At 71.3% G+C, this 21,458-nt stretch carries 28 protein-coding genes and 1 pseudogene; 12 read left to right on the top strand and 17 right to left on the bottom strand.

The annotated features are described in order from the left end of the window. Positions 1 to 70: 70 nt before the first annotated feature. From AB0937_RS11960 to AB0937_RS11885, 16 genes are all read right to left on the bottom strand, one after another. Positions 71 to 877 carry a hypothetical protein gene (locus AB0937_RS11960; RefSeq protein ID WP_062028465.1) on the bottom strand — a complete coding sequence of 269 codons (807 nt, stop codon included), beginning with the start codon at positions 875 to 877 and terminating at the stop codon, positions 71 to 73. After that, complete coding sequence (locus AB0937_RS11955; protein WP_366711212.1) at positions 874 to 1,671, bottom strand: hypothetical protein; 798 nt, start codon at positions 1,669 to 1,671, stop codon at positions 874 to 876. Before AB0937_RS11955 ends, AB0937_RS11960 begins: the two co-directional genes overlap by 4 nt. Positions 1,672 to 1,852: 181 nt before the next feature. Continuing rightward, complete coding sequence (locus tag AB0937_RS11950) at positions 1,853 to 2,488, bottom strand: hypothetical protein (RefSeq protein ID WP_062028461.1); 636 nt, start codon at positions 2,486 to 2,488, stop codon at positions 1,853 to 1,855. Between the two features lie 147 nt (positions 2,489 to 2,635). Next, the gene (locus AB0937_RS11945) at positions 2,636 to 3,163 is read right to left on the bottom strand and encodes a single-stranded DNA-binding protein (RefSeq protein WP_062028459.1); all 528 of its coding nucleotides are present in this window, start codon (positions 3,161 to 3,163) and stop codon (positions 2,636 to 2,638) included. Beyond that, positions 3,163 to 3,675 carry an HNH endonuclease signature motif containing protein gene (locus tag AB0937_RS11940; RefSeq protein ID WP_366711211.1) on the bottom strand — a complete coding sequence of 171 codons (513 nt, stop codon included), beginning with the start codon at positions 3,673 to 3,675 and terminating at the stop codon, positions 3,163 to 3,165. The genes AB0937_RS11945 and AB0937_RS11940 overlap by 1 nt, the downstream gene beginning before the upstream one ends. Positions 3,676 to 3,800: 125 nt before the next feature. Next, the gene (locus tag AB0937_RS11935) at positions 3,801 to 3,971 is read right to left on the bottom strand and encodes a hypothetical protein (RefSeq protein WP_162637292.1); all 171 of its coding nucleotides are present in this window, start codon (positions 3,969 to 3,971) and stop codon (positions 3,801 to 3,803) included. After that, on the bottom strand, positions 3,968 to 4,528 hold the full coding sequence (locus AB0937_RS11930; protein ID WP_062028455.1) for a hypothetical protein: 561 nt from the start codon (positions 4,526 to 4,528) through the stop codon (positions 3,968 to 3,970). Before AB0937_RS11930 ends, AB0937_RS11935 begins: the two co-directional genes overlap by 4 nt. Further along, positions 4,525 to 5,247, bottom strand: coding sequence for a hypothetical protein (locus AB0937_RS11925; RefSeq protein ID WP_062028453.1), 723 nt, complete (start codon positions 5,245 to 5,247; stop codon positions 4,525 to 4,527). Before AB0937_RS11925 ends, AB0937_RS11930 begins: the two co-directional genes overlap by 4 nt. Next, positions 5,244 to 6,149, bottom strand: a complete 906-nt coding sequence (locus AB0937_RS11920; RefSeq protein ID WP_366711209.1) for a hypothetical protein — start codon at positions 6,147 to 6,149, stop codon at positions 5,244 to 5,246. The genes AB0937_RS11925 and AB0937_RS11920 overlap by 4 nt, the downstream gene beginning before the upstream one ends. Before the next feature lie 70 nt (positions 6,150 to 6,219). Further along, positions 6,220 to 6,438, bottom strand: a complete 219-nt coding sequence (locus tag AB0937_RS11915; RefSeq protein ID WP_062028449.1) for a hypothetical protein — start codon at positions 6,436 to 6,438, stop codon at positions 6,220 to 6,222. Continuing rightward, positions 6,435 to 7,076, bottom strand: a complete 642-nt coding sequence (locus AB0937_RS11910) for a hypothetical protein (RefSeq protein WP_062028447.1) — start codon at positions 7,074 to 7,076, stop codon at positions 6,435 to 6,437. Before AB0937_RS11910 ends, AB0937_RS11915 begins: the two co-directional genes overlap by 4 nt. Further along, positions 7,073 to 8,122, bottom strand: coding sequence for an ERF family protein (locus tag AB0937_RS11905; RefSeq protein ID WP_062028445.1), 1,050 nt, complete (start codon positions 8,120 to 8,122; stop codon positions 7,073 to 7,075). Before AB0937_RS11905 ends, AB0937_RS11910 begins: the two co-directional genes overlap by 4 nt. Beyond that, entirely contained in the window at positions 8,119 to 8,493 is a 375-nt protein-coding gene (locus AB0937_RS11900; protein WP_062028444.1) for a hypothetical protein, read from the bottom strand. Before AB0937_RS11900 ends, AB0937_RS11905 begins: the two co-directional genes overlap by 4 nt. Continuing rightward, positions 8,490 to 8,879 carry a hypothetical protein gene (locus AB0937_RS11895; protein WP_062028443.1) on the bottom strand — a complete coding sequence of 130 codons (390 nt, stop codon included), beginning with the start codon at positions 8,877 to 8,879 and terminating at the stop codon, positions 8,490 to 8,492. Before AB0937_RS11895 ends, AB0937_RS11900 begins: the two co-directional genes overlap by 4 nt. A gap of 68 nt (positions 8,880 to 8,947) precedes the next feature. Then, entirely contained in the window at positions 8,948 to 9,142 is a 195-nt protein-coding gene (locus AB0937_RS11890) for a hypothetical protein (protein WP_062028442.1), read from the bottom strand. After that, positions 9,139 to 9,384 carry an XRE family transcriptional regulator gene (locus AB0937_RS11885; RefSeq protein WP_366711207.1) on the bottom strand — a complete coding sequence of 82 codons (246 nt, stop codon included), beginning with the start codon at positions 9,382 to 9,384 and terminating at the stop codon, positions 9,139 to 9,141. Before AB0937_RS11885 ends, AB0937_RS11890 begins: the two co-directional genes overlap by 4 nt. A 223-nt stretch (positions 9,385 to 9,607) precedes the next feature. Here AB0937_RS11885 and AB0937_RS11880 point away from each other — a divergent pair, with 223 nt between their 5' ends. The 7 genes and pseudogenes from AB0937_RS11880 (at position 9,608) to AB0937_RS11850 (ending at position 15,697) form a co-directional block, all read left to right on the top strand. Further along, positions 9,608 to 10,057 (top strand): helix-turn-helix transcriptional regulator, encoded by a 450-nt coding sequence (locus AB0937_RS11880; protein WP_062028441.1) that lies wholly within the window; start codon positions 9,608 to 9,610, stop codon positions 10,055 to 10,057. A gap of 33 nt (positions 10,058 to 10,090) precedes the next feature. After that, positions 10,091 to 10,438 carry a hypothetical protein gene (locus AB0937_RS11875; RefSeq protein WP_062028886.1) on the top strand — a complete coding sequence of 116 codons (348 nt, stop codon included), beginning with the start codon at positions 10,091 to 10,093 and terminating at the stop codon, positions 10,436 to 10,438. Next, entirely contained in the window at positions 10,435 to 12,078 is a 1,644-nt protein-coding gene (locus AB0937_RS11870) for a recombinase family protein (protein ID WP_079075756.1), read from the top strand. Before AB0937_RS11875 ends, AB0937_RS11870 begins: the two co-directional genes overlap by 4 nt. Positions 12,079 to 12,128: 50 nt before the next feature. Beyond that, a pseudogene (locus AB0937_RS11865) lies at positions 12,129 to 12,773 on the top strand (ATP-binding protein); the annotation flags it as partial. Further along, positions 12,770 to 13,930 carry a DNA-processing protein DprA gene (gene dprA / locus AB0937_RS11860; protein ID WP_366711205.1) on the top strand — a complete coding sequence of 387 codons (1,161 nt, stop codon included), beginning with the start codon at positions 12,770 to 12,772 and terminating at the stop codon, positions 13,928 to 13,930. The pseudogene AB0937_RS11865 and the gene dprA, both read left to right, overlap by 4 nt. Before the next feature lie 273 nt (positions 13,931 to 14,203). Next, positions 14,204 to 15,046 (top strand): RNA polymerase sigma factor WhiG, encoded by an 843-nt coding sequence (gene whiG, locus AB0937_RS11855; protein ID WP_361118800.1) that lies wholly within the window; start codon positions 14,204 to 14,206, stop codon positions 15,044 to 15,046. A gap of 93 nt (positions 15,047 to 15,139) precedes the next feature. Beyond that, the gene (locus AB0937_RS11850; RefSeq protein ID WP_366711446.1) at positions 15,140 to 15,697 is read left to right on the top strand and encodes a helix-turn-helix domain-containing protein; all 558 of its coding nucleotides are present in this window, start codon (positions 15,140 to 15,142) and stop codon (positions 15,695 to 15,697) included. A gap of 138 nt (positions 15,698 to 15,835) precedes the next feature. Here the strand turns inward: AB0937_RS11850 and AB0937_RS11845 are convergent, their stop codons facing one another. Beyond that, complete coding sequence (locus tag AB0937_RS11845; RefSeq protein ID WP_366711203.1) at positions 15,836 to 16,405, bottom strand: M23 family metallopeptidase; 570 nt, start codon at positions 16,403 to 16,405, stop codon at positions 15,836 to 15,838. 274 nt (positions 16,406 to 16,679) lie between these two features. On the opposite strand from AB0937_RS11845, the gene rpsB reads away from it, so the two are divergent. The 5 genes from rpsB to AB0937_RS11820 all read left to right on the top strand — a co-directional run bounded on the left by rpsB (position 16,680) and on the right by AB0937_RS11820 (position 21,388). Next, on the top strand, positions 16,680 to 17,585 hold the full coding sequence (gene rpsB / locus AB0937_RS11840; protein WP_366711201.1) for a 30S ribosomal protein S2: 906 nt from the start codon (positions 16,680 to 16,682) through the stop codon (positions 17,583 to 17,585). Positions 17,586 to 17,761: 176 nt separating this feature from the next. Continuing rightward, the gene (tsf, locus tag AB0937_RS11835; RefSeq protein WP_366711199.1) at positions 17,762 to 18,598 is read left to right on the top strand and encodes a translation elongation factor Ts; all 837 of its coding nucleotides are present in this window, start codon (positions 17,762 to 17,764) and stop codon (positions 18,596 to 18,598) included. Positions 18,599 to 18,782: 184 nt separating this feature from the next. Next, positions 18,783 to 19,541 (top strand): UMP kinase, encoded by a 759-nt coding sequence (pyrH, locus tag AB0937_RS11830; RefSeq protein WP_234847494.1) that lies wholly within the window; start codon positions 18,783 to 18,785, stop codon positions 19,539 to 19,541. 162 nt (positions 19,542 to 19,703) lie between these two features. Continuing rightward, a complete protein-coding gene (gene frr / locus AB0937_RS11825; protein WP_053668722.1) occupies positions 19,704 to 20,261 on the top strand; it encodes a ribosome recycling factor in 558 nt (185 codons plus the stop codon). Beyond that, on the top strand, positions 20,261 to 21,388 hold the full coding sequence (locus AB0937_RS11820) for a phosphatidate cytidylyltransferase (protein WP_366711197.1): 1,128 nt from the start codon (positions 20,261 to 20,263) through the stop codon (positions 21,386 to 21,388). Before frr ends, AB0937_RS11820 begins: the two co-directional genes overlap by 1 nt. The last annotated feature ends 70 nt before the right edge of the window (positions 21,389 to 21,458 follow it).

The raw sequence follows: 21,458 nt of genomic DNA, 5'->3' as shown, positions 1-21,458 counted from the left end.
CCGTGATCGGGCATAGCTACGCCCCCGGGGCCGAGCGCTCCTCGGGGGCGTGTACGGCCGTGTACCGGCCTCAAATAGCCACGGTGCGCCCTGAGTTGATCGCAACCCACAGCGCGACCAGGTCGGCGCCTCGCCACGCCCTACGGCCCCGTTCGGTGTCCACGGGTGCCGGGCACGCGGGGCCCGTCGAGCAGGTCGCCACGGCGGCCCGCGGGTCTCCTCCGCCGTTGTGTACGACGATCCGTCCGCCCTTGCAGAACGGGCACGGGTCGTCGAGCGTGAGCGTCCGCCCCTCGCGACCGAGCGCGGCCTCGACGCTGCGGCGCGCGCTGCGGGCCATGGCGACGATCTGGTCGAGCAGGGGCGCGGGCGTGATCCGGAACAGCTCGCCGTCGGGCTCGGACAGGGCGCGGCCGGCGAGGTAGACGCATGCCCAATGCAGCCCGTGCGCGCGGGAACCGATGCGGTCGACGATCCGGTCGGCGTCGTGTCTCCACTCCGCGGCCCGCGCGGTGGGCAGGGTCCACAGTCGGGCGTCGTCGCGGTCGACGGTGCGCTGTACCTGCTCGGCGACGGCGTCGCACATGTCGAACACGTCGCGCTCGACGGCGAGGGCGGCGTCGAGGGCGCGCAAGTTCGCCGGCGCCGGATGTTCGCGCACGACCAGGGGCAGACGGCCGACGGTCGGCTCGTCGCCGGCGCGGTCCTCGGCGGCGACCTGGTCGAGGAATCCGCGGCGCTCGTACGGCATCCATGCGGCCGGCCGCGGGGGCTCGGATATCGCGGCGAGCAGGTCGCCCCACTGCTCGCGGACGGCGGCGAGGTCGTCGGCGGCCTGCTGGCCCCGGTCGGTCGTGGGCTGGGCGGTGACATTCACGGGCGGGTGTTCTCCTTGACGACGGCGAGGATGCGGCGGCCGGCGTCGCGCTCGGCCGGGGCGCGGCCGGCGACGAACAGCTCGTCGGCGATGGCGAGGGCACGCTGTCCGGCCTGTACGGCGGGGAGTTCTGCGGCCATGGCGGCGCGGTCGGCGCGACGATCGCGGCGGGCGGCGGTCCATGCGGTCCGGTATCGGTCGGCCTTGTGGTCGGCGGCGAGGGCGTGCCGCTGCCATCCGTCGCCGCGGCGGCGCTCGGTGGCGAGGGCTATGTCGTGCTCGCGCTGCTGCTCGGCGAGGCGGGCGTCGGTCGAGTCGGCGCGGTCGAGAATGCGGGCGTGTATGCGGGCGGCGGCCGGTGACATCCCGTCGTGTTCGGCGACGGCGGCGAGGGCGTCGCCTAGGGACTGGGCGTTGCGGACGCGGGCGAGGACGGCGAGCAACTGGTCGACGCGGTCGCACGCCCCGCGGTGCCGGCGGCGTACCTCGGCGAGGGTGGCCTCGACGCGGGCGAGCTGCTGCTCGGCGGCCGTGGCGCGCTCCTCGGCCTCGACGATCGCAGCGTCGGCGGCCTCGCGGTGGCGTTCGAGGGCCTGTGTCGTGCCGGCCATGGCGCGGCGGTTCTCGTCGGCGAGGCGCTGTTCCTCGCGTACGTGCTCGGCGAGTAGGGCACCCTCGGCGGCGGAGAGTACGCCTCGCTGCGCGCGGGCGAGCAGGACGTCGACGACGGCCCGCCGGTCGGCACGGTCGCGGTTGCGGCCCTTGGGGGCGCGCTGCTGGGGGCGGGGGCTCATGGGTGCTGCTGCTCCTGTGCGTCGTCGAGGGTGGGCTGTTCGATCGGGGCGCGGCGCGGTCGCCGTGGTCGGCGGGCCCGGACGGCGGGCGGCTGGTGCTTGCGCCGGCACTTCGGGCCGTAGCCGTCGGGCGAGGGCGCAGCGAGGGGGCGCCGGCACGCCCTGCACGTCCGGGCCGGGGTCACTCGGGGGCCTGCTCGTTCGCTGCGCCCTCGGCGAGGGCCTGCTCGTCGGCGAGGCCGTCGGCGTACGCGATGACGATCTTCCGGGCGCCCTCGTATCCGGTGAGCAGGCCGCGGGTCGAGCGGGTGAGTCCCCATCGGGTCCGGGTGTCGCTGTAGTGCGCCTCGACCAGCACGGCTATCTGGCGGGCGTGCGCGTCGAGCAGGATTCGAGCGGCGGCGAGGGCTTCCTCGGGGCCGCGGGGAACGTCGACGTCGAGCAGGACGTCGCGCAGCGAGGCGAGCACCTGGTCGGCGCGGCCGGCGTTGAAGTCGAGGGCGGCGCGTACGTCGGACGGGTCGAGGGGCATCGCCGGCCGCTCCTCGTCGCGCTGCACCTTGCGCATGCCGCGGGCGAACGCGTCGACGGCTCCCTCGCCGGCGTCGTGCACAGGGCACGGCCGGCCGGTGAGGATCGCGGTCGCGCAGCGTCCGGCCGGGCTGTCGAGGTTGTCGGCGAGCTGGCGCAGCACGTCGGCGGCGACGGGGCGCGGGAGGTTGCACGAGATTTCGGCGGGTCCCTCGTTCGGGACGGCGACGATCAGGCGGTGCGTGTCGAGCGAGGCGACGGAAACGGCGTCGGGAATGCGGGTCATGGGGCGTAGCTCCGTCTCATCAGGCGGTTGTCGGTGTTCGCGGTCGCCCGGAAGTGCACGGACGAATGCGGGTTTCATGGCGTTGACGGCGAATCACTGCACGTCGCGCGCGCGTGGGCGGGCCCGCGACCGGTCGCGGCGAGGACGTCAGAACGGGGGCTCGTTCACTGCTGACCCCCATTGGCCTGCGGCGGACTGGCCGTTGGCCCACGGGTCGCCCTGCTGCGCTCCGTACGCCTGCTGTCCGGCCTGCTGGCCGTATCCCTGGCTCTGCCCCTGCTGGCGGTACTGCTGGCCGTTCTGGGCGCCGTTCTGGCTGTTCTTGGTCACGGCGGCCGTGGCGCTGCGCAGCGAGGGGGCGACCTCGTCGGCCTGAATCTCATACGACGAACGGCGCTCGCCGTCCTTTTCGTACTGGCGCTGTGTGAGGCGGCCCACGATGATCACGCGGTCGCCGCGCTTGATGGACTCGGCGACGTTCTCGGCCTGCTGGCGCCACACGGACACGCTGAGGAATACGGGGTCGCCGTCCTTCCACTCGTTGGTGTCGCGCTGGAAGGTGCGGGGGGTGTTGGCCACGCGGAAGTTCGCGACGGGCGCCCCGGACGGGGTGAACCTGAGTTCGGGGTCGGCAACCACGTTGCCGGTGAAGGTGATGACGGTTTCGCCTGCCATTACGCGGCGGTCCTCTCGGGCTGGGTGACGGTGGGGAGTTGGGCGACGGGGGCGAGCTGCTGCTCGCGGGGGCGACGGGTGCGGTCGCGGGCGCACGATCGGCACTTGCGCATGCCGTTGGGGTGCGACGGCGGGTAGCTGAGGTGGACCACCGCGGGGTCGGTGAGGTCGTGGCCGTTCACGCACCGTTTGCGGCGGGCGTTGACGGCCGACGGGCCGGTCGAGCGCAGGACGTTGGTCCGGTGGTCGACGGGTTCGAGGTGGTCGTCGGCGACGCATCGGCGGACGGTGCACAGGTGGTCGAGTTCGAGGCCGGCGGGTATGGGCCCGCGGGCCTGCTCGTAGCTGTAGCGGTGGGCGGGGACGTACCGGCCGTCGAGCCAGAAACGGCCGTAGCCGTCGCGGTCGAGGGCGCTCTCGGGCCACAGGCGACAGGGGGTGTCGAGGCCGGCGGGGGTCGGTCCGGGGGCCGTCTTGGCGCCGAATCGCTCGGCTGCTGTGGGGCGGCTCATGGATGTACCTCCGTCGGGATCTAAGGGTGCATCTGTGCTTGCTTGGATGGATTGAACTATCCATGGATGGAAGATAGCGCACAGGGGTGGCCCTTGGCCTTTCAGTTCCACCCCTGGCACACGGGCTAAGCGGCCCGGTGGGGACCGTTCTCGTCGGGCATGGGGGCGATCATCCATCCGGCGTCTTCGAGGGTCCGGGCGACGCGCACGGCGGCGCTGCCGGGGCGGGTGAGTAGTTCCCGTGTGGTCGCGTCTTCGAGGGCGGCCCGTATGACGGCGAGGGCGGCCGGGGTCATCGCTGCGCCCCGGTGATGTGCCGGGCGCGCTGTCGGTTTTCCGGGCGGACGATCGCCGGCGGCGACATGAGGGCGCGGGCGTGCCGGCGGGCCTCCGCGGCGAGGCGCCGGCGGCGGGCGTCGGCCTCGGCCTGTTCGCGGGCGGCCTGCTCCGCGGCGCGGCGGCCGGCCTCGGCGCGGGCGTTCATCCGTGCAAGCCACGTGCGGTGACGGTCCTCGGCGTCCGGTCGGTACGCGGGCGGGGTCGGCGGGTGTCCGGCGGCAGCGAGGGCCTGCTCGGCGTCGTGCTCGGCGAGCAGGGCGGCCCCGTCGACCTCGCGCACGGTGCGCCACGTGTCCCACCCGGTGTGTTCCTGGAAGATCACGTATGCGCCCTTGCGTGCGAGGCCGTCGACGGCGCGGCGGGCGCGCTTCTTGTCCGGCGTCCGGATCACGACCGGGTCGTCGGGCCGGTGGTCCCAACTGGCCTCGACGCGCCACAGAGTGACGTTCTTCGTCCGGTCGCCGGCCACGGCCTTACGGCGGTGCTGGCGGGCCTGCTTCGGGGTGGGGCTCATGCGTGTGCCTCCTGGCGGTTGCGGCGGGCGAGGTGCGCGGCGGTCGCGTCCTCGACGCGGCACGGGTGCGGCTTGCCCATCGGGCGGTAACGGGTCTGCTGGTTACGGGGGTTGATGGATCGGCCCCGGCACGGCTCGCCCTCCGGAGCGCTGCACCACGTGCACGCGACGGTGAGCGGGTCGGGCGCGTCCTCACGGGCCAGTCGCTCGCGCTCGGCGCGCTGTGGCCGGAACTCGGCGAGGGCCTGGGCGACGGTGCGCGGCATGTACTCGCCGAGTGCGGCGAGGCGGCGCTCGACCTCGGCGGCGGCCGGGCCCGCGGTGATGGCGCGGTGCGAGGTCGGCGCCTGCTGACCGGACGCGATGGCGAGGCGTTCCGAGCGCAGCGCGGCGACGTAGGCGTTTCCGAACTGGTCGTCGGGGTCGACCTCGGGGTGTGCGGTCGGCTCGAACGTGCCCACGTGCCGGGACATGGCGTCGGCCTTGTGGGCGTGCCACGGCCGGGACACGTCCGACGGCTGTATCCGGTACGGGTTGCGGGCGATGTAGTCGCGGGCGACGCGGGCCGCATCCCACCCGTGGGCGGTCGCCGGCACGTCGCTGAGCAGGTCGCACCACTGGGCGAGGCGTTCGCCGGCGGCGGCCTGGTCGTCGAGGGCGAGGCGGGGGTCGAGCTTCACCACGTAGGCGAGCAGGGCGGCAACTTCACGGGGGGTCACTGCTGGGCCTCCATGGCGGCGAGGGCTTGGGCGAGGTAGTCGGTCGACTGGGCGACGCGGCCGGTTCCGGCGGCGCCGGGGAACGGGACAACGTTCGAGCCGCGGGCGGGGCCGGCCGGGGCGGCGGCGGGGACGGTGCCGGGCGCGGGGGCGGGCGGTAGGGCCTGCCACGCCCGCAGGAAGTACCGGGCGTGCGCGACACCGTTCCGGGCCCGCTGGGCGGCCTGCACGGCGGCGGCGGCGAGCATGTCGGCGCCGGATCGCTTGATCAGCGCGTGCACGACGACCCACTCGCCTGGGGCGAGGGTCCACGCGGGGTAGATCTGGGCGGCCGTGATCTGGTCGACCAGGGGGCGAGCGAACTCCGGGATCACTGCGACCTCGCGCCCGCGCTCCCTCACTCCTTCAGTCACTCCCTCTATGGGTGAGTGATGGGGGCCGAAATCCGGCCCCATAGGGGGCCGAATCTCGGTCCCAAAGAGGGTGTCGGGGATATCGGCGGGGGGACCGGACTCCGGCCCGGTAGAGGGGCCGAGATTCGGCCCGGTAGCGGAGAGGGGGCCGGATTCCGGCCCGGGGGGCGGCTCGGCTCTTGGGCCGGATTCCGGCCCGGTAGCGCGGGGCGTGCGGACGTACCCGACGGCCCCGGGGATCTTGTACCGAGTCGCGCGGCTGCCCTGGGCGGGCTCGTCCTCGATCAGTTCGCCACTGGCGAGGGCGGCGTCGACGGCGGCCCGCGTCGTCGAGCGGGACGCGGCGAGCCGGCGCATGAACTCGGCGGTACCCATGCGGGCGGTGGCGTCCGGCCCGGTGGTGGCGTCGGCGACGGCGAGCAGGACTAGGCGGGCGTTCCCGCGCGACTTCGCACGGGTCCACACCCAATCCATGGCGTCGAGGGTCACGGGGTGTCGCTCCTGTCGGGGGTGGGGCGCCCGGGGCGAGGGCGCGGTCGTCTCCTCGCCCCGGGGCTGATCACGGGGTCGTGCGGCGGCTGGTGCGGGCCGGCTGGTGCTCGTCGCACTTCCAGCCGTTCGGGTAGAAGCGGACGGGTACGGCTCCACATCGGGGGTTGCCGTAGTCGCACACCTTCGGTGGCTTCTCCTCGCCGGCCGGGACGTCGACGGCGAGCTGTCCGGGCACGTCCGGAAAGCGCTCGGCGATCTTCTGCGCGACCTTGTCGCGGGTCCTCACGCGGCATCACCCTGGGCGGCCGGCGGTGCGGTGGGGGCGAGGGCGGGCAGGTGCTCGACCAGGGCGCCCGCGCGCCATGCGGCGGCGACCATGTCGCGCCCGCTGGCCGGCTGCGCCTTGCTGCCGCGGGTGTAGGTGAGTCGGTGCGAGGCGGCCCTCGACGGCTTCAACTCGACGCCCGGCACGTCGTGCACTTCGCCCGTGGCCGCGTCGACGTACTTCGCCGTACCGGCGGCGGTCGCCTCGGCGAGGACCTTCCCCGCGAAACCGGGGCGCACGGTGGTGACCACCTGGGCGGGCACGAACTCGACGACGTGCTCGGTCGGAAAGGTGTCCCGAACCCACACGCGGAACGCCTCGGCGTCGACGACCTGGGCCTCGCGCTCGCCCCCCTGCCGGGACGACGAACCGACCTTCGTCCCGTCGGGAAGCAACGCGTCGAACTTCGTCGTGCCGCCAGCCTTGTACGCCTTGTCGAGCAGGTCGTCGGCGGCGGCCTTGGCGTCCTTATATGCGCTCTTGACCTCGTCGAGCAGGGCGCCGAGCACTGCCTGACGGGTCACGGCGTCGCGGACGACGACCGGGTCGGGCGCGGTCGGCTTGCCCTCGGTCTGCTGGGGCTCGGTCTGCTCGGTCACCGGGCGCCCCCGTTCTCGATCATGGCGCGGAACGCGTCGAGCTGCTGGGCGCCGGCCTGGGCGATCGGCAGTCCGTGCACGCGCTCGAAATCGGCGTCGAGAGTGGGGAGGTTCGCGCGGGACGCGGCGAGCCTGAGCGCGTTCTCGGCCTCCGCGGCGGCGGCCTCCGGAGACTTGGGCGCGCTGGGCGGCGGTGGGGCCTGCTCGGCCCGCTTCGGGGCCTGCGGCTGTCCCTGCTGCTGCCCATGGGCGGCGCCCCGCTTGCGCGCGGCGACGGCGTCGAGCTGGGCGAGGTAGTCGGCCGGGGCTCCGGCCTGTACGGCGGCGGCCCGTATCTTGTCGAACTGCTCGGGGGAGTTGGCGCGCTCGGCGTGCGCGAGGTAGTCGGTCCGCTGGGGCTGCTGCTGCCCCTGCTGCGGCTGCTCCCACAGGCCCGGTTCGGCACGGTTGCTACGGCGCGGCTGCTGCTGGCGCTGCCCGCGCTGCTGCTGGCGCTGCTGCCGTTCGGCGCGGTGCTCCGGGGTCGGCTCGACCGGGTGGTCGCGGTCGCCGTCGTCGACCGACCGACCGTCCACGGGAATCATGAACAGGGTGAACAACAGGTACTTGAGCGCGGCGGACTGGGCCTTGTTCGTGGCCTTGTCCGCGAAGTCGCTTGCCTCGCCCGGCACTTCGGCGGTGAGGCAGTCACCCGCGGGCCCGTAGACGTGATACCGCATGGTGATCGTGACGTGCGTCATCTTCTCGCCGCGGCGCTCGGCGTGGTGGGCGGCGATCGTCGGCAGGATGAACACGCCGTGCGCGCGGAGTGGGCCCGCCATGGCGGACATGACGTCGTCGATACCGCGGAACTTGTAGCGCTGTTGGGTGTTCTCCTTGTCCTTCGCAACCGGCATCACGTCGCGCATCACGGCGGCGATGGCACCAAACACGTTGGGCGTGCCCTCCGCGGGGCCGACGGGCGCGGGCTGGTAGATCGGGGCCGCGACCGCGGCGGCCGTCGGGACGGCCGGAAGGTGGGGCAGGGGCAGGGCGGTGACGGTCACGGGCGGGGCGTTCCTTCCGGGGCGGTGCGGTGGCGGATGTGGGCGGCGCATCGGGTGATGCGGCCGGCGAGGGTGATCGCGTCGTCGGGGGTGTACGTGGGGTCAACCTGCGGCGGCAGTTCGTCGAGCAGGACCTCGCGGGTGCCGTCGGCCTCCGCGGCGCGCATGGCGCGGCCGTAGTCGGTGGCGGTCTCGCTGCACGCGGCGAAGTCGAGGGCGAGGACGGCGGCGGCGTGCGCATTGAGCAGGCGCCCGACGGTGTCGGGGTCGGCCGCGTATGCGACGGCGAGGTCGTCGATCAGGGGGTCGACGTGCTCGGCGAGGGTGAGGCGGACGGCCGTCCCGTCGTTGGTGAGCTGGGGCCGGATCACGCGCGGGTCTCCGGGGTGGTGTCGAGGCCGAGCGCGGCCGGGGCGGTCGGTTCGTCGACGGACAGTTCGCCGGTCCGGGCGTCGTACGTTCTGGCGACGTTCCAGTCGGCGGCGGGGAACGCTCGGGTGAGCAGGCCGTACGCGGCGCGGTGGGCCTCGCGGTCGGCGCCGACGGGGCCGTTCGCCGAGTCGAGGACGACCCACGTGCGGCGGCGGCCGTCGCGGGTGACGGGAACGACGCGTACGCGGACGGTGCCCGGGGCGATCTGGTCGAGCTGTCGGGCGACGACCTCGACGAACTGGGCGCGGCGGCGGGCGTCGGCGGCGCCCTTGATCGCGTGGGCGGCACGGGGGGCGCGGTTCTCGGTACCCTTGGGGGTGTTCATGATCGATGCCTTTCGGTGTCGTTCGAGAGGGGCCGTCCGGGTCGCATCCGGGCGGCCCTTTCGCGTGTTCAGGCGGCGGCGCGGTGCTCGACGGTGGGCGCCTGGTTGGCGCGCTGCTTCCGTTCGAGTCGGCGCAAGATCAGTTCGACGTCGGGGGCGAGTCGGCCGGCGGCGCGGTCGCGGTCGCGGCGGTGCCGGGCGGCGTCGAGGACGCGGCGGGCGTTGGCGATGGCCTGGTCGCGGGAGATCACGGAGCCGTTCATGCGGCGGCCCGCTTGACGAGCTGGCCAGTGGAAACGCCGTAGTGCTGCTCAACAGCCGCGGCCACTACGGCGCTTGGGGCGGTGTGTCCGTTCCACAGGCGCCATGCGGTATTACGTGCAACCTTCAACCGACGTGCGGTGTCTGACGGAGTGTGGTCCCCCGCCTCGCGGGCGGCGGCGACCAGTGCGGCGCGGTCGTACATACGGGCATCGTCCTTCCATGGATGGTTCGTTCCATCCATGGATGGAACGCTAACACGATGGACGAGCGTTCGATACGGCATATGCATGCGGAGACGGATCTTCCAAAGCGCGTTGACACGCGGCATATGCCGGACAAGAATCGGTCACCTGTTCGAGCGCGTTGCCACAGCTCAGGGGGGTGAACCGTGGCAAACACGTGTGTTCCGGACCGCTTCAATCGATCGCGTGGCCGCGGCGCCTCACGCGCGCTATGTTCCATCCATGGAACGAACGAACCAACCAGGGAACGACCGGGCGACGCCCGAAGAATTCGCCGCCTGGCTGAAAGAGCAGCTAGAACGCGCTGGCTATGACCTGCGACCTAGGGGCGGCGGGCAAACCCGCTTCGCACGAGATTCAGGCATCGCGCAAGCGTCCGTCAGCCGCATGTTGCGAGGCCAAGGGGCGCCAGAATCACGCGTCCTCGAAGCCATCGCCAGCACGCTCGGCCTGCCCTTGGCCGAGGTGCTAGTCGCCGCGGGCATCCTCACCCGCGACGTACTGCAAGCGATCCGCCAACAGGCCCCACGGACCAACCCACTGACACCGGAGGCAGCAGCCGAAGAACTGGGGATCACCGACCCCCAGAAAGTCGAGCTGTTCGTGTCCATGACCGAGACCCTGCGCAAGCAACGCGCCGAGAACGGCGGGGGAAACGTCGCCGAGAACTAACCGCACGGAGGCAAAGCAGTGACGCACCGGTACATGCCCGTTTTCGCAATCTCCCTACTCATGGTGGGGCTGTCCACCGGCGTCATTGGACTACTCGGAAGCAACGACTACCTCTGGCAAGCAGGGCTGTTCTTAGTGCTCGCCGCCGTGCCCCTGCTCGTCGTCCGCACCATTTACAAGTCTCAGCGCGTCTCGGCCGACCAGCTCGCCGACGCCGACCGCGCCGGCTACGTCCGCGCCCTCGACCACGTCGCGCGCGGCCTGCTCGACGTCCCCTCGCCCCGCGGTGGCAACCGCGCCGACCACGACGAGCGGGTCGCGGGCAACGTGATCACACTGCGCCCGCACCACACCGACCGACCCGAACGGAAGGCACAGTGAGCACTCTGCACTTACCACCCACGTTCCAGGCGGAGCCGGACGACGGCGAACCCTGGCTCGGGTACATCCGCGTTTCAACATGGCGAGAGGAGAAGATCAGCCCGGAACTACAGGAAACCGCCTTACGAGCATGGGCCAGGCGGACCGGTCGACGCCTGCTCGAACCAATGATCATCGACCTTGACGCGACCGGCCGAAACTTCAAACGCAAGATCATGGGCGGCATCCAACGCGTCGAGAAGGGTGAAGCCCGCGGCATCGCCGTATGGAAGTTCAGCCGCTTCGGCCGCAACGATCTCGGCATCGCCGTCAACCTCGCCCGCCTCGAACACGCCGGCGGGCAACTCGCTTCCGCCACGGAAGACATCGACGTGCGCACAGCCGTCGGACGCTTCAACCGGCGCATCCTGTTCGACCTCGCCGTATTCGAATCCGACCGCGCCGGCGAACAGTGGAAGGAAACCCACCAGTGGCGCCGCGCCCACGGCCTACCAGCCACCGGCGGCAAACGCCTCGGGTACATCTGGTACCCCCGCCGCATCCCCCACCCCACAAAACTCGGCGAGTGGGTCACCCAAGATGAGCGGTACGAGGTCGACGAGTCGTCGCGCGTGGACATCGAAACCCTGTGGAGTCGCAAACTCGGTATCGGACAACCGGCACCCGACGGATACGGAAGCCTCGCCGCGTGGCTCAACAGCCTCGGCTACCGCACAAGCGACGGAAACCCATGGCGGGACGACAGCGTGCGCCGATACATGCAGGCCGGATTCCCCGCGGGCCTGCTCCGAGTCCATCACCCTGACTGCCATTGCGACTACACAGCCAACGGCGGCAACTGCACGCGATGGATACACATAGACGGGGCGCACGAGGCGATCATCGACCCGGAGACGTGGGAGAGGTACGAGGCCCACAGCGCCGAACGACGCAGCATCGCGCCACGGGCCCGCAACCCCCTTTACCCTCTGACCGGCCTTGCACGGTGCGGAGGCTGCCGACAGGGCGCCGCCAATACCTCAGCCAGGCGTGCCGCCGGCCGCATCCTTGGCTATGCCCTCGCCTGCGGGCAGAGCCGAAGCGGCCTCTGTGACAACCCGGTATGGGTACAGCGCTCCATCGTCGAGGACGAAGTAAGGACGTGGCTTGCCCGTGAGGCCGCCGCAGACATCGACGCTGAACCGCCCACGCCCATCCCACAACCCCGCAACGAACGCGCCGCCGCCGGTCGACAGCGGGAACGCCTGCAAGCCGAACAGACACGGCTTACGAACGCCCTTACCAACCTCGCCGTGGACCGCGCCACGAACCCCGAGGCGTACCCCGAGGGCGTGTTCGAGGCCGCGCGGGAACGGATCTTGAAGGATAAGAAGACCGTTACCGAAGCCCTTGAAGAGGCGGCGCAGGTCGAGGCCATGCCGCAGCGCGCCGAACTGATTCCCCTCGCCGTCGGCCTGCTCGAAGAGTGGGACACGTTCGAGGCCGCTGAGACGAACCGAATCTTCCGCTCCCTCATACGCCGAGTCGTGGTCACTCGGGGGTCTGCCGGACGTAAGGGCGTCGAGGGCAGCGGACAGACCACGATCGAGATTCATCCCTTGTGGGAGCCAGACCCGTGGGCGGAGACGCCAGCGGTGTAGTCACGCTCGGTTCTCACCGGTAGTAGCCACTTGTTTTACATGCTTCGTCCCTGGATGAGACGCCGGAATTCAACAGCCAGGCCCTGGACGCGCTGCGCCAGCCGCTGGAGGCGGGACATGTGGTGATCGCGCGCAGTGCGGGAGTCGTGCGCTTCCCGGCGAAGTTCCTCATGGTGCTCGCGGCCAACCCCTGCCCGTGCGGCCGGTTCTCGCTGCGGGACGATCTGTGCGAATGCCCGCCCTCGGCCGTCCGCCGCTACCAGGCCAGGCTGTCCGGCCCGCTGCTCGACCGGGTCGACCTGCGTGTCGAGGTGGATCGGGTCACCCGCTCCGAGCTGACCGCTTCCGGCGCCAGGGGCGAGTCGACCGCGACGGTCGCCGACCGGGTGCGGGCAGCCCGGGAAAGGGCCGCGGAGCGCCTCGCCGGAACCCCCTGGTGCACGAACAGCGAGGTGCCCGGCAGGGAGCTGCGGAGCCGCTGGTACGCCGTGCCCGGTGCGACGGACGAGGCCGAACGGAACCTGGAGCGGGGCATCCTCACCGCCCGCGGCCTCGACCGCGTCCTGCGGGTGGCCTGGACCGTCGCTGACCTCGTCGGCCACGACCGGCCCGACGCCACGGACGTCGCCCTCGCACTGCAGCTGCGCACCGGTGTGCCGCGCGGCGTACCGATGGCCATCGGGGCACTGACATGAGCCTCCTCGACGAACCGGACGACCACCTGCTCGCCCGCATCCTGCTCACCCGCGTCATCGAGCCCGGGGACGAGGTCGGTGGGCGGTGGGTGCGGGAGTTCGGGGTCGGGGGAGTGGTGCGGCGGCTGAAAGAGGGCGGGGCCGCTCTGCCGGGGGCGAGCGGGAAGCGGTGGGCCGGGCTGGTGGCCAGGGCCGAGGCCGCCCGGCCCCGGCGGGATCTGGCGGCAGCCCGGGACGCCGGCGTGCGGTTCGTGTCCCCGGGGGACACCGAGTGGCCGGCGCAGCTCGACGATCTCGGGGACGCCCGGCCGCTGGGGCTGTGGGTGCGCGGGCGGCCCAGTCTGCGGATGTGGGCGCTGAAGTCGGTCGCCGTGGTCGGCGCCCGTGCCTGCACCGAGTACGGAGCCCACATGGCCGCCACCCTCGCCGCCGGTCTGGCCGAGCAGGGCTGGGTCGTGGTCTCGGGCGGCGCCTACGGAGTCGACGGCGCCGCCCACCGAGGAGTCCTCGGAGCCGGCGGCGCCACCGTCGCCGTCCTCGCCTGCGGCGTCGACCGGCCCTACCCCCGCGGTCACACGCAGCTGATCGGCAGGATCGCCGAACAGGGCCTGGTGATCGGGGAGTTGCCACCTGGCGAGCACCCCACACCGAGCCGGTTCATCCTGCGGAACAGAGTGATCGCCGCACTCACCCGCGGCACGGTGGTCGTGGAGGCGGCCCACCGCAGCGGCTCCCTGGTCACCGCGCGGGCGGCACAGCGCCTCGGCCGGCACACGATGGGCGTGCCGGGCCCGGCCACCAGCGCCCTCTCCGCCGGAGTGCACGATCTGCTGCGGGGGGAGGCCGTCCTGGTCACCGATGTCGCGGACGTGGTGGAACTGGTCGGCGACATCGGGGAGCTGGCCCCCGACCGGCGAGGCCCCGTGCTGCCCCGGGACCTGCTGGAACCGGTCGCACGTCAGGTCCTCGACGCACTGCCGGGACGAGGGACCGCCAAGCCGGGCGAGATCGCGCGCGCCGCACAGACCGCACCGGACGACGCGATCGCGAGACTGTACGAACTCCGGGCACTCGGTTACGTCGAACGACACGGCGACGGCTGGAAGTTGACACGCCAGGCGGTGATGTCGGTCCGCGACGCCCGCGGGCCGTGTTGACGGTGTGTGTTCGGCCGTCCGGGGGAACCCCCGACAACCCTTGGAATTGCGCCCAGTTGAGGCCCTCCGGTGATCACGCCGAGCGACCGTGCCTCCCTGACAGGGCGTCCTGAGGAACGTATCTGCGGCCGCCCCGGCCTTCGCCCTTCGCGCACCGCGACACCCTAGTCACGCTACGCTCACGAGGATCCCGACAGGGACAGGCAACTCGACATCAGACAGACAGCTCACCCTGGCAGCACCACTCCGCAGCAGAACGGCACAAGGCGACGAATGCCCCAGCACACCTCCGGGTCCGACCGGGCGGCGATCCCCCCAGCCGCCCGGGACGGTGGCAGCGTGCGACCGCCCGCTCCCTCCACGCTCGACGAGCTGTGGCGGTCGTACAAGGCGACGGGGGACGAACGGCTGCGGGAGCAACTGATCCTGCACTACTCGCCGCTCGTGAAGTACGTGGCGGGACGGGTCAGCGTGGGCCTGCCGCCCAACGTGGAGCAGGCGGACTTCGTCTCGTCCGGGGTGTTCGGGCTGATCGACGCGATCGAGAAGTTCGACCTCGACCGGGAGATCAAGTTCGAGACCTACGCGATCACCAGGATCCGCGGCGCGATGATCGACGAGCTGCGCGCACTGGACTGGATCCCCCGCTCGGTGCGGCAGAAGGCGCGCAACGTGGAGCGGGCGTACGCCACGCTGGAGGCGCGGCTGCGGCGGACGCCGACGGAGGGCGAGGTGGCCTCCGAGATGGGCATCGCCGTCGAGGAACTCCACGGGGTGTTCAGCCAGTTGTCGCTGGCCAACGTGGTGGCCCTGGAGGAGCTGCTGCACGGGAGCGGTGACGGCGGCGACGGGCTCAGCGTCATGGACACGCTGGAGGACACCGCCGCCGACAACCCCGTCGAGGTCGCCGAGGACCGCGAGCTGCGGAGGTTCCTGGCACGGGCGATCAACACACTGCCCGACCGGGAGAAGACCGTGGTCACGCTGTACTACTACGAGGGCCTCACGCTGGCCGAGATCGGAAACGTGCTGGGAGTGACCGAGAGCCGGGTCAGTCAGATCCACACCAAATCCGTGCTCCAGCTGAGAGCGAAGCTGGCCAGCTTTGGTCGCTGACCTGGCCGGACACCCCCGGACCTGCGGCAACCACTCCCGTCCGGCGGGACGCGTCCGTACAGTGTTGACGTGCCAAGGATTCGAGCGGCCTCCGTGGCCGAGCACCGGTCGATGCAGCGAGCCGCCCTGCTGGACGCGGCTCGTTCCTTGTTGTCCGAGGGCGGTACGGAGGCGCTGACCTTCCCGGCCCTCGCCGAGCGGACGGGCCTCGCGCGCTCGTCCGTCTACGAGTACTTCCGGTCACGGGCGGCCGTGGTCGAGGAGTTGTGCGAGGTCGACTTCCCGGTCTGGGCGGCGGACGTGTCGGCTGCGATGGAGCGGGCGGAGACGGCCGAAGCCAAGATCGAGGCATATGTGCGCCAGCAGTTGGAGCTGGTCGGTGACCGGCGGCACCGGGCCGTGGTCGCGATCTCCGCGAGCGAGCTCGACGCGGGAGCCCGGGAGAAGATCCGGGCGGCGCACGGCGGGCTGGTCGCGCTGATCGTCGAGGCACTGGGCGAGCTGGGGCACGAGCAGCCCCGGCTGGCGGCGATGCTGCTGCAGGGCGTCGTGGACGCGGCCGTGCGGAGGATCGAGCTGGGGGCGGCGGAGGAACCGGCGGTTGTCGCGGATGCGGCTGTGGGGATGGCGCTGCGGGGTGTGCGGGGCTGAGGGCGTGGGTGTCCCGCGTGGGTGGTCCGCGGCCCGGCGGTGCGGAGTGGCGCTGCGCCCACCCTCCCCCGAGCTCTCGACTTCGCTCGAGCAGGGGGGATCCCCATCGCCCCGAGCGGCACGACTGCCCGCAGCCGGTCAGTACACCGGCAGTAGTCTGGACGGGCCCCGGCTGAGCAACCACGGGGGCAGGAGCGACAGTGGGTTCAGGTATGTCTCCCCACGGCGCAGCCCCCAGTGCACGCACACAGCCGTGCAGTGCGAGCCGGTCACATCCACCGTGCCGATCACCTCGCCCGGTGCCACCTCGTCGCCCTTCCCCACCGACGCCGTCACCGGTTCGTAGGTCGTGCGCAGGGGTGGGTCGCCGGTGCCGGTGAGTTCCACCGCGACCACTCCCTTTCCGGCCACCCGTCCCGCGAACGAGACCGTGCCGGCCGCCACCGCCCGCACCGGCGTTCCCGGAGCCGCCGCCAGGTCCACGCCCCGGTGGCCCCGGCCGTAGACCGTGGCCGGGGGCTCCCAGCCGCGCAGGACCGCGGGACGCAGGCCGACGGGCCAGGCGCGGCCGACCACCGGCACGGCGTCGTCCGCGAGGGGGGTGCCCGCCGCGAGCAGTCGCGGGGGTGGGGCCAGAAGGACCCACGCGGTGAGGAGCAACAGCAGGATCAGACGCGCACAGACGCGGACACATCGGTTCACTCGCATGGGGAGAGCGTCCCGGATCAGCACGCTTCGCTGTCCCCGGTTGTGGATCATCCGCCGGTTGTGGACAACGGCGTCACCCGGCACCCCGCGGGTCCCGTACACTTCTGGTGGCGACCCGAGCCGTCGGGTCGACTTCGCACGCCCCGACACGAACCCCGGCAACGGGCCCGTGTCAGCGCCCCTCGGTCCCTCGTGGAACGGCGCGCAGTGGGCGTCAGGCGCGGAAGCCGTCCGGCATCCGCGGCACAACCGAGAAACTCAAGGAGATACGGCCATGGCCGTCGTCACGATGCGGGAGCTGCTGGAGAGCGGCGTCCACTTCGGTCACCAGACCCGTCGTTGGAACCCGAAGATGAAGCGCTTCATCTTCACGGAGCGCAACGGCATCTACATCATCGACCTGCTCCAGTCGCTGTCGTACATCGACCGCGCCTACGAGTTCGTCAAGGAGACCGTCGCCCACGGCGGCACGGTCATGTTCGTCGGCACGAAGAAGCAGGCGCAGGAGGCCATCGCCGAGCAGGCCACCCGCGTCGGCATGCCCTACGTCAACCAGCGCTGGCTGGGCGGCATGCTCACCAACTTCTCGACCGTCTACAAGCGTCTGCAGCGCCTCAAGGAGCTCGAGCAGATCGACTTCGAGGACGTCGCCGCGTCCGGTCTGACCAAGAAGGAGCTTCTCGTGCTCTCGCGCGAGAAGGCCAAGCTGGAGAAGACCCTCGGCGGTATCCGCGAGATGCAGAAGGTGCCCAGCGCCGTCTGGATCGTGGACACCAAGAAGGAGCACATCGCCGTTGGTGAGGCCCGGAAGCTGAACATCCCGGTCGTCGCGATCCTCGACACCAACTGCGACCCCGACGAGGTCGACTACAAGATCCCGGGCAACGACGACGCGATCCGCTCCGTCACCCTGCTCACCCGCGTCATCGCCGACGCCGTCGCCGAGGGCCTCATCGCCCGCAGCGGTGTCGCCACCGAGGGCAAGGGCGAGAAGGCCGCGGGCGAGCCGCTGGCCGAGTGGGAGCGCGACCTGCTCGAGGGCGAGAAGAAGGCCGACGAGGCCGCCCCCGCCGCCGAGGCCGCCCCCGCCGCCGAGGCTGCTCCGGCCGCCGAGGCCCCCGCCGCCGAGGCCGAGAAGCCGGCCGAGGGCGACAAGCCGGCCGAGGCCGAGCAGGCCTGACCCGTCAGTCCCGTGGTGACGGCGGGAGCGGTACTGCTTACACCAGCGCCCTCGGCGCGGTGAAGTCCGCTCCCGCCGTTCACCCGTAGGTCAGCGGAAGGACAGCGCGCTCCTGCTCCATGGAGCGCATCCGCAGATCTTCGATCTTCCAGACTTCGAGAGAGATTCACAGACTCATGGCGAACTACACCGCCGCCGACGTCAAGAAGCTCCGTGAGCTCACGGGCGCCGGCATGATGGACTGCAAGAAGGCGCTGGACGAGGCCGAGGGCAACGTCGAGAAGGCCGTCGAGGCGCTCCGCATCAAGGGCCAGAAGGGCGTCGCCAAGCGCGAGGGCCGCTCCGCCGAGAACGGCGCCGTGGTCTCGATCATCGCCGACGACAACTCCTCCGGCGTCATCGTCGAGCTGAAGTGCGAGACGGACTTCGTCGCCAAGGGCGAGAAGTTCCAGGCCGTCGCCAACCAGATCGCCCAGCACGTCGCCAAGACCTCCCCGGCCGACCTCGAGGCCCTGCTCGCCTCCGAGATCGAGGACGGCAAGACCGTCCAGGCGTTCGTCGACGAGGCCAACGCCAACCTGGGCGAGAAGATCGTCCTGGACCGCTTCGCGCAGTTCGCCGACGGTTACGTGACGGCGTACATGCACCGCACGATGCCCGACCTGCCCCCGCAGATCGGTGTCCTCGTCGAGCTGGACAAGCCGAACGCGGAGCTCGCCAAGGGTGTCGCCCAGCACATCGCCGCCTTCGCGCCGAAGTACCTCTCCAAGGAGGACGTGCCGGCCGAGGTCGTCGAGTCCGAGCGCCGCGTCGCCGAGGAGACCACCCGCGCCGAGGGCAAGCCCGAGGCCGCCCTGCCGAAGATCGTCGAGGGTCGCCTCAACGGCTTCTTCAAGGACGCCACGCTGCTGGGCCAGCCGTACGCGCTCGACAACAAGAAGTCCGTCCAGAAGATCCTGGACGAGGCCGGTGTCACCCTGAAGCGCTTCACGCGCATCAAGGTCGGCATCTGAGTCCGTACCGCGCTCGACGCCCGACCCCTATAGGGTCGAGAGCAGTCGTCCGCGTACGCCGCCACATCAGTGGCGGACGACAGCAGATCTGACGAGGAGGCCATTGCCGTATGGGATGCGAAACACGCCCCACCGGCAATGGCCTTCTTGGTATGTGCAACACGTGAAAGAGGCGGGATCCCCCATGACCACCAAGGCCCAGAAGAGCGACGACGGCAAAGTGAGCGGCCGGTTTCTGCTGAAGCTGTCCGGAGAGGCCTTCTCCGGTGGCGGCGGCCTGGGCGTCGACCCCGACGTGGTGCACAAGATCGCCCGCGAGATCGCGGCCGTCGTGCGTGACGGCGCCCAGATCGCGGTCGTCATCGGCGGCGGCAACTTCTTCCGCGGTGCCGAACTCCAGCAGCGCGGCATGGACCGGGCCCGCTCCGACTACATGGGCATGCTCGGCACGGTCATGAACTGCCTCGCCCTCCAGGACTTCCTGGAGAAGGTGGGCGTGGACTGCCGGGTGCAGACCGCCATCACCATGGGCCAGGTCGCCGAGCCGTACATCCCGCTGCGCGCCGTACGGCACCTGGAGAAGGGCCGCGTGGTCATCTTCGGCGCCGGTATGGGCATGCCGTACTTCTCCACCGACACCACCGCCGCGCAGCGCGCCCTGGAGATCGACGCCGAGGCGCTGCTGATGGGCAAGAACGGCGTGGACGGGGTCTACGACTCGGACCCCAAGACCAACCCGGACGCGGTGAAGTTCGACCACCTCGGCTACGGCGAGGTCATCACGCGCGATCTGAAGGTCGCCGACGCCACGGCCGTGACCCTGTGCCGCGACAACAAGCTCCCGATCGTGGTCTTCGAGCTGCTGGCGGAGGGCAACATCGGGCGCGCCGTCAAGGGTGAGAAGATCGGCACGCTGGTGGGGGACCCCGGCAGCCGGGACTGAGACCCGAGAACAACCCCGTCCGGGGGACGGACGGGACGGAGCCGGGCCGGGGGATGGACAATGTCCCGCCGGTCGGGAACCGTGCAGGAAGAAGACGCGACGCAGCCGGCCGCCGCCCCACATGGAACCGCAGCCGGGCCTACTCACACGCAGGAGCAAGTGGTGATCGAAGAGACCCTCCTCGAGGCCGAGGAGAAGATGGAGAAGGCCGTCGTGGTCGCCAAGGAGGACTTCGCCGCGATCCGCACCGGCCGTGCGCACCCGGCGATGTTCAACAAGATCGTGGCCGAGTACTACGGCGCGCCGACGCCGATCAACCAGCTGGCCTCGTTCTCCGTGCCCGAGCCGCGCATGGCCGTGGTGACCCCGTTCGACAAGACCGCGCTGCGCAACATCGAGCAGGCGATCCGCGACTCCGACCTGGGCGTCAACCCGAGCAACGACGGCAACATCATCCGTGTGGTGTTCCCCGAGCTCACCGAGGAGCGCCGCCGCGAGTACATCAAGGTCGCCAAGGGCAAGGGCGAGGACGCGAAGATCTCGATCCGCTCCGTACGCCGCAAGGCCAAGGAAGCCATCGACAAGCTGATCAAGGACGGCGAGGTCGGCGAGGACGAGGGCCGCCGTGCGGAGAAGGAGCTCGACGACACCACCGCGAAGTACGTCGCGCAGGTGGACGAGCTCCTGAAGCACAAGGAAGCGGAGCTGCTCGAGGTCTGATGAACGACTCTTCCTGGGGGGCGCCGCCACAGGCCGGCTACTGGGAGCCCACCGACCATGGGCATGGTCACGGGCAGGTCCAGGGCACGGGCCACGGGCACGTCCAGGGGGCCGCTCCGGCGGGTCCCGCATACGATGCGTATGAAGCGCCTCAGACTCGCCCCATGCCCATCGTGCCCGACGTGACCGAATTCGGCGGAAACCAGGATGACGACCGGGGGGCTGCTCGGCTGAGCGGCGCCCCGGTCCGAAACGACACGAATCCGGAGCCCATGCCCGACGCCTCGCAGCCGGCACCCAAGCCGCCGAAGAAGAGCGCGGGTCGCGACCTGAGTGCCGCGATAGGGGTCGGCGTCGGGCTCGGTGCGGTGATCGTCGCGTCGCTGTTCGTCGTCAAGGCCGTGTTCGTCGGCGTCGTCGCGGTGGCCGTGGTGGTGGGCCTGTGGGAGCTGACGAAGCGGCTGGAGGAACGCAAGGGCATCCGGGCGCCGCTCGTACCGCTCGCACTCGGCGGTGCCGCGATGGTCGTCGCCGGGTACGTCCGGGGCGCCGAGGGCGCGTGGGTGGCGATGGCGCTCACGGCACTGGCCGTGCTCGTCTGGCGCATGACCGAACCGCCCGAGAACTACCTCAGGGACGTCACGGCCGGCGTCTTCGCGGCGTTCTACGTGCCGTTCCTGGCGACTTTCGTCGCGATGATGCTGACCGCGGACGACGGGCCGGAGCGGGTGCTCACCTTCCTGCTGCTGACGGTCGTCAGCGACACCGGTGCCTACGCCGTCGGCTGGCGGTTCGGCCGGCACAAGCTCGCCCCGCGCATCAGCCCCGGCAAGACCCGTGAGGGTCTGCTCGGCGCGGTGTCCTTCGCCATGGTCGCGGGGGCGCTGTGCATGCAGTTCCTCATCGACGGCGGTGCCTGGTGGCAGGGGCTGGTGCTGGGTCTCGCGGTCGCCGTCACCGCCACGCTGGGCGACCTCGGCGAGTCCATGATCAAGCGGGACCTCGGCATCAAGGACATGGGCACGCTGCTGCCGGGACACGGCGGCATCATGGACCGGCTCGACTCGTTGCTGCCCACGGCTCCCGTGGTGTGGCTGCTGTTCGTGCTGTTCGTCGGATCCGGCTGAGAAGTCCGGCTTCGCGAGGGAGCCCCCGCCCGACCGGGCGGGGGCTCCCTCGCGTCCCGGGCTCGTCCCG

This window comes from Streptomyces sp. NPDC047880, assembly GCF_040706515.1.
Taxonomy (GTDB): Bacteria; Actinomycetota; Actinomycetes; order Streptomycetales; family Streptomycetaceae; genus Streptomyces.
The sequence above is the reverse complement of the archived record's forward strand: the minus strand, read 5'-3'. Positions and strand labels throughout refer to the sequence as shown.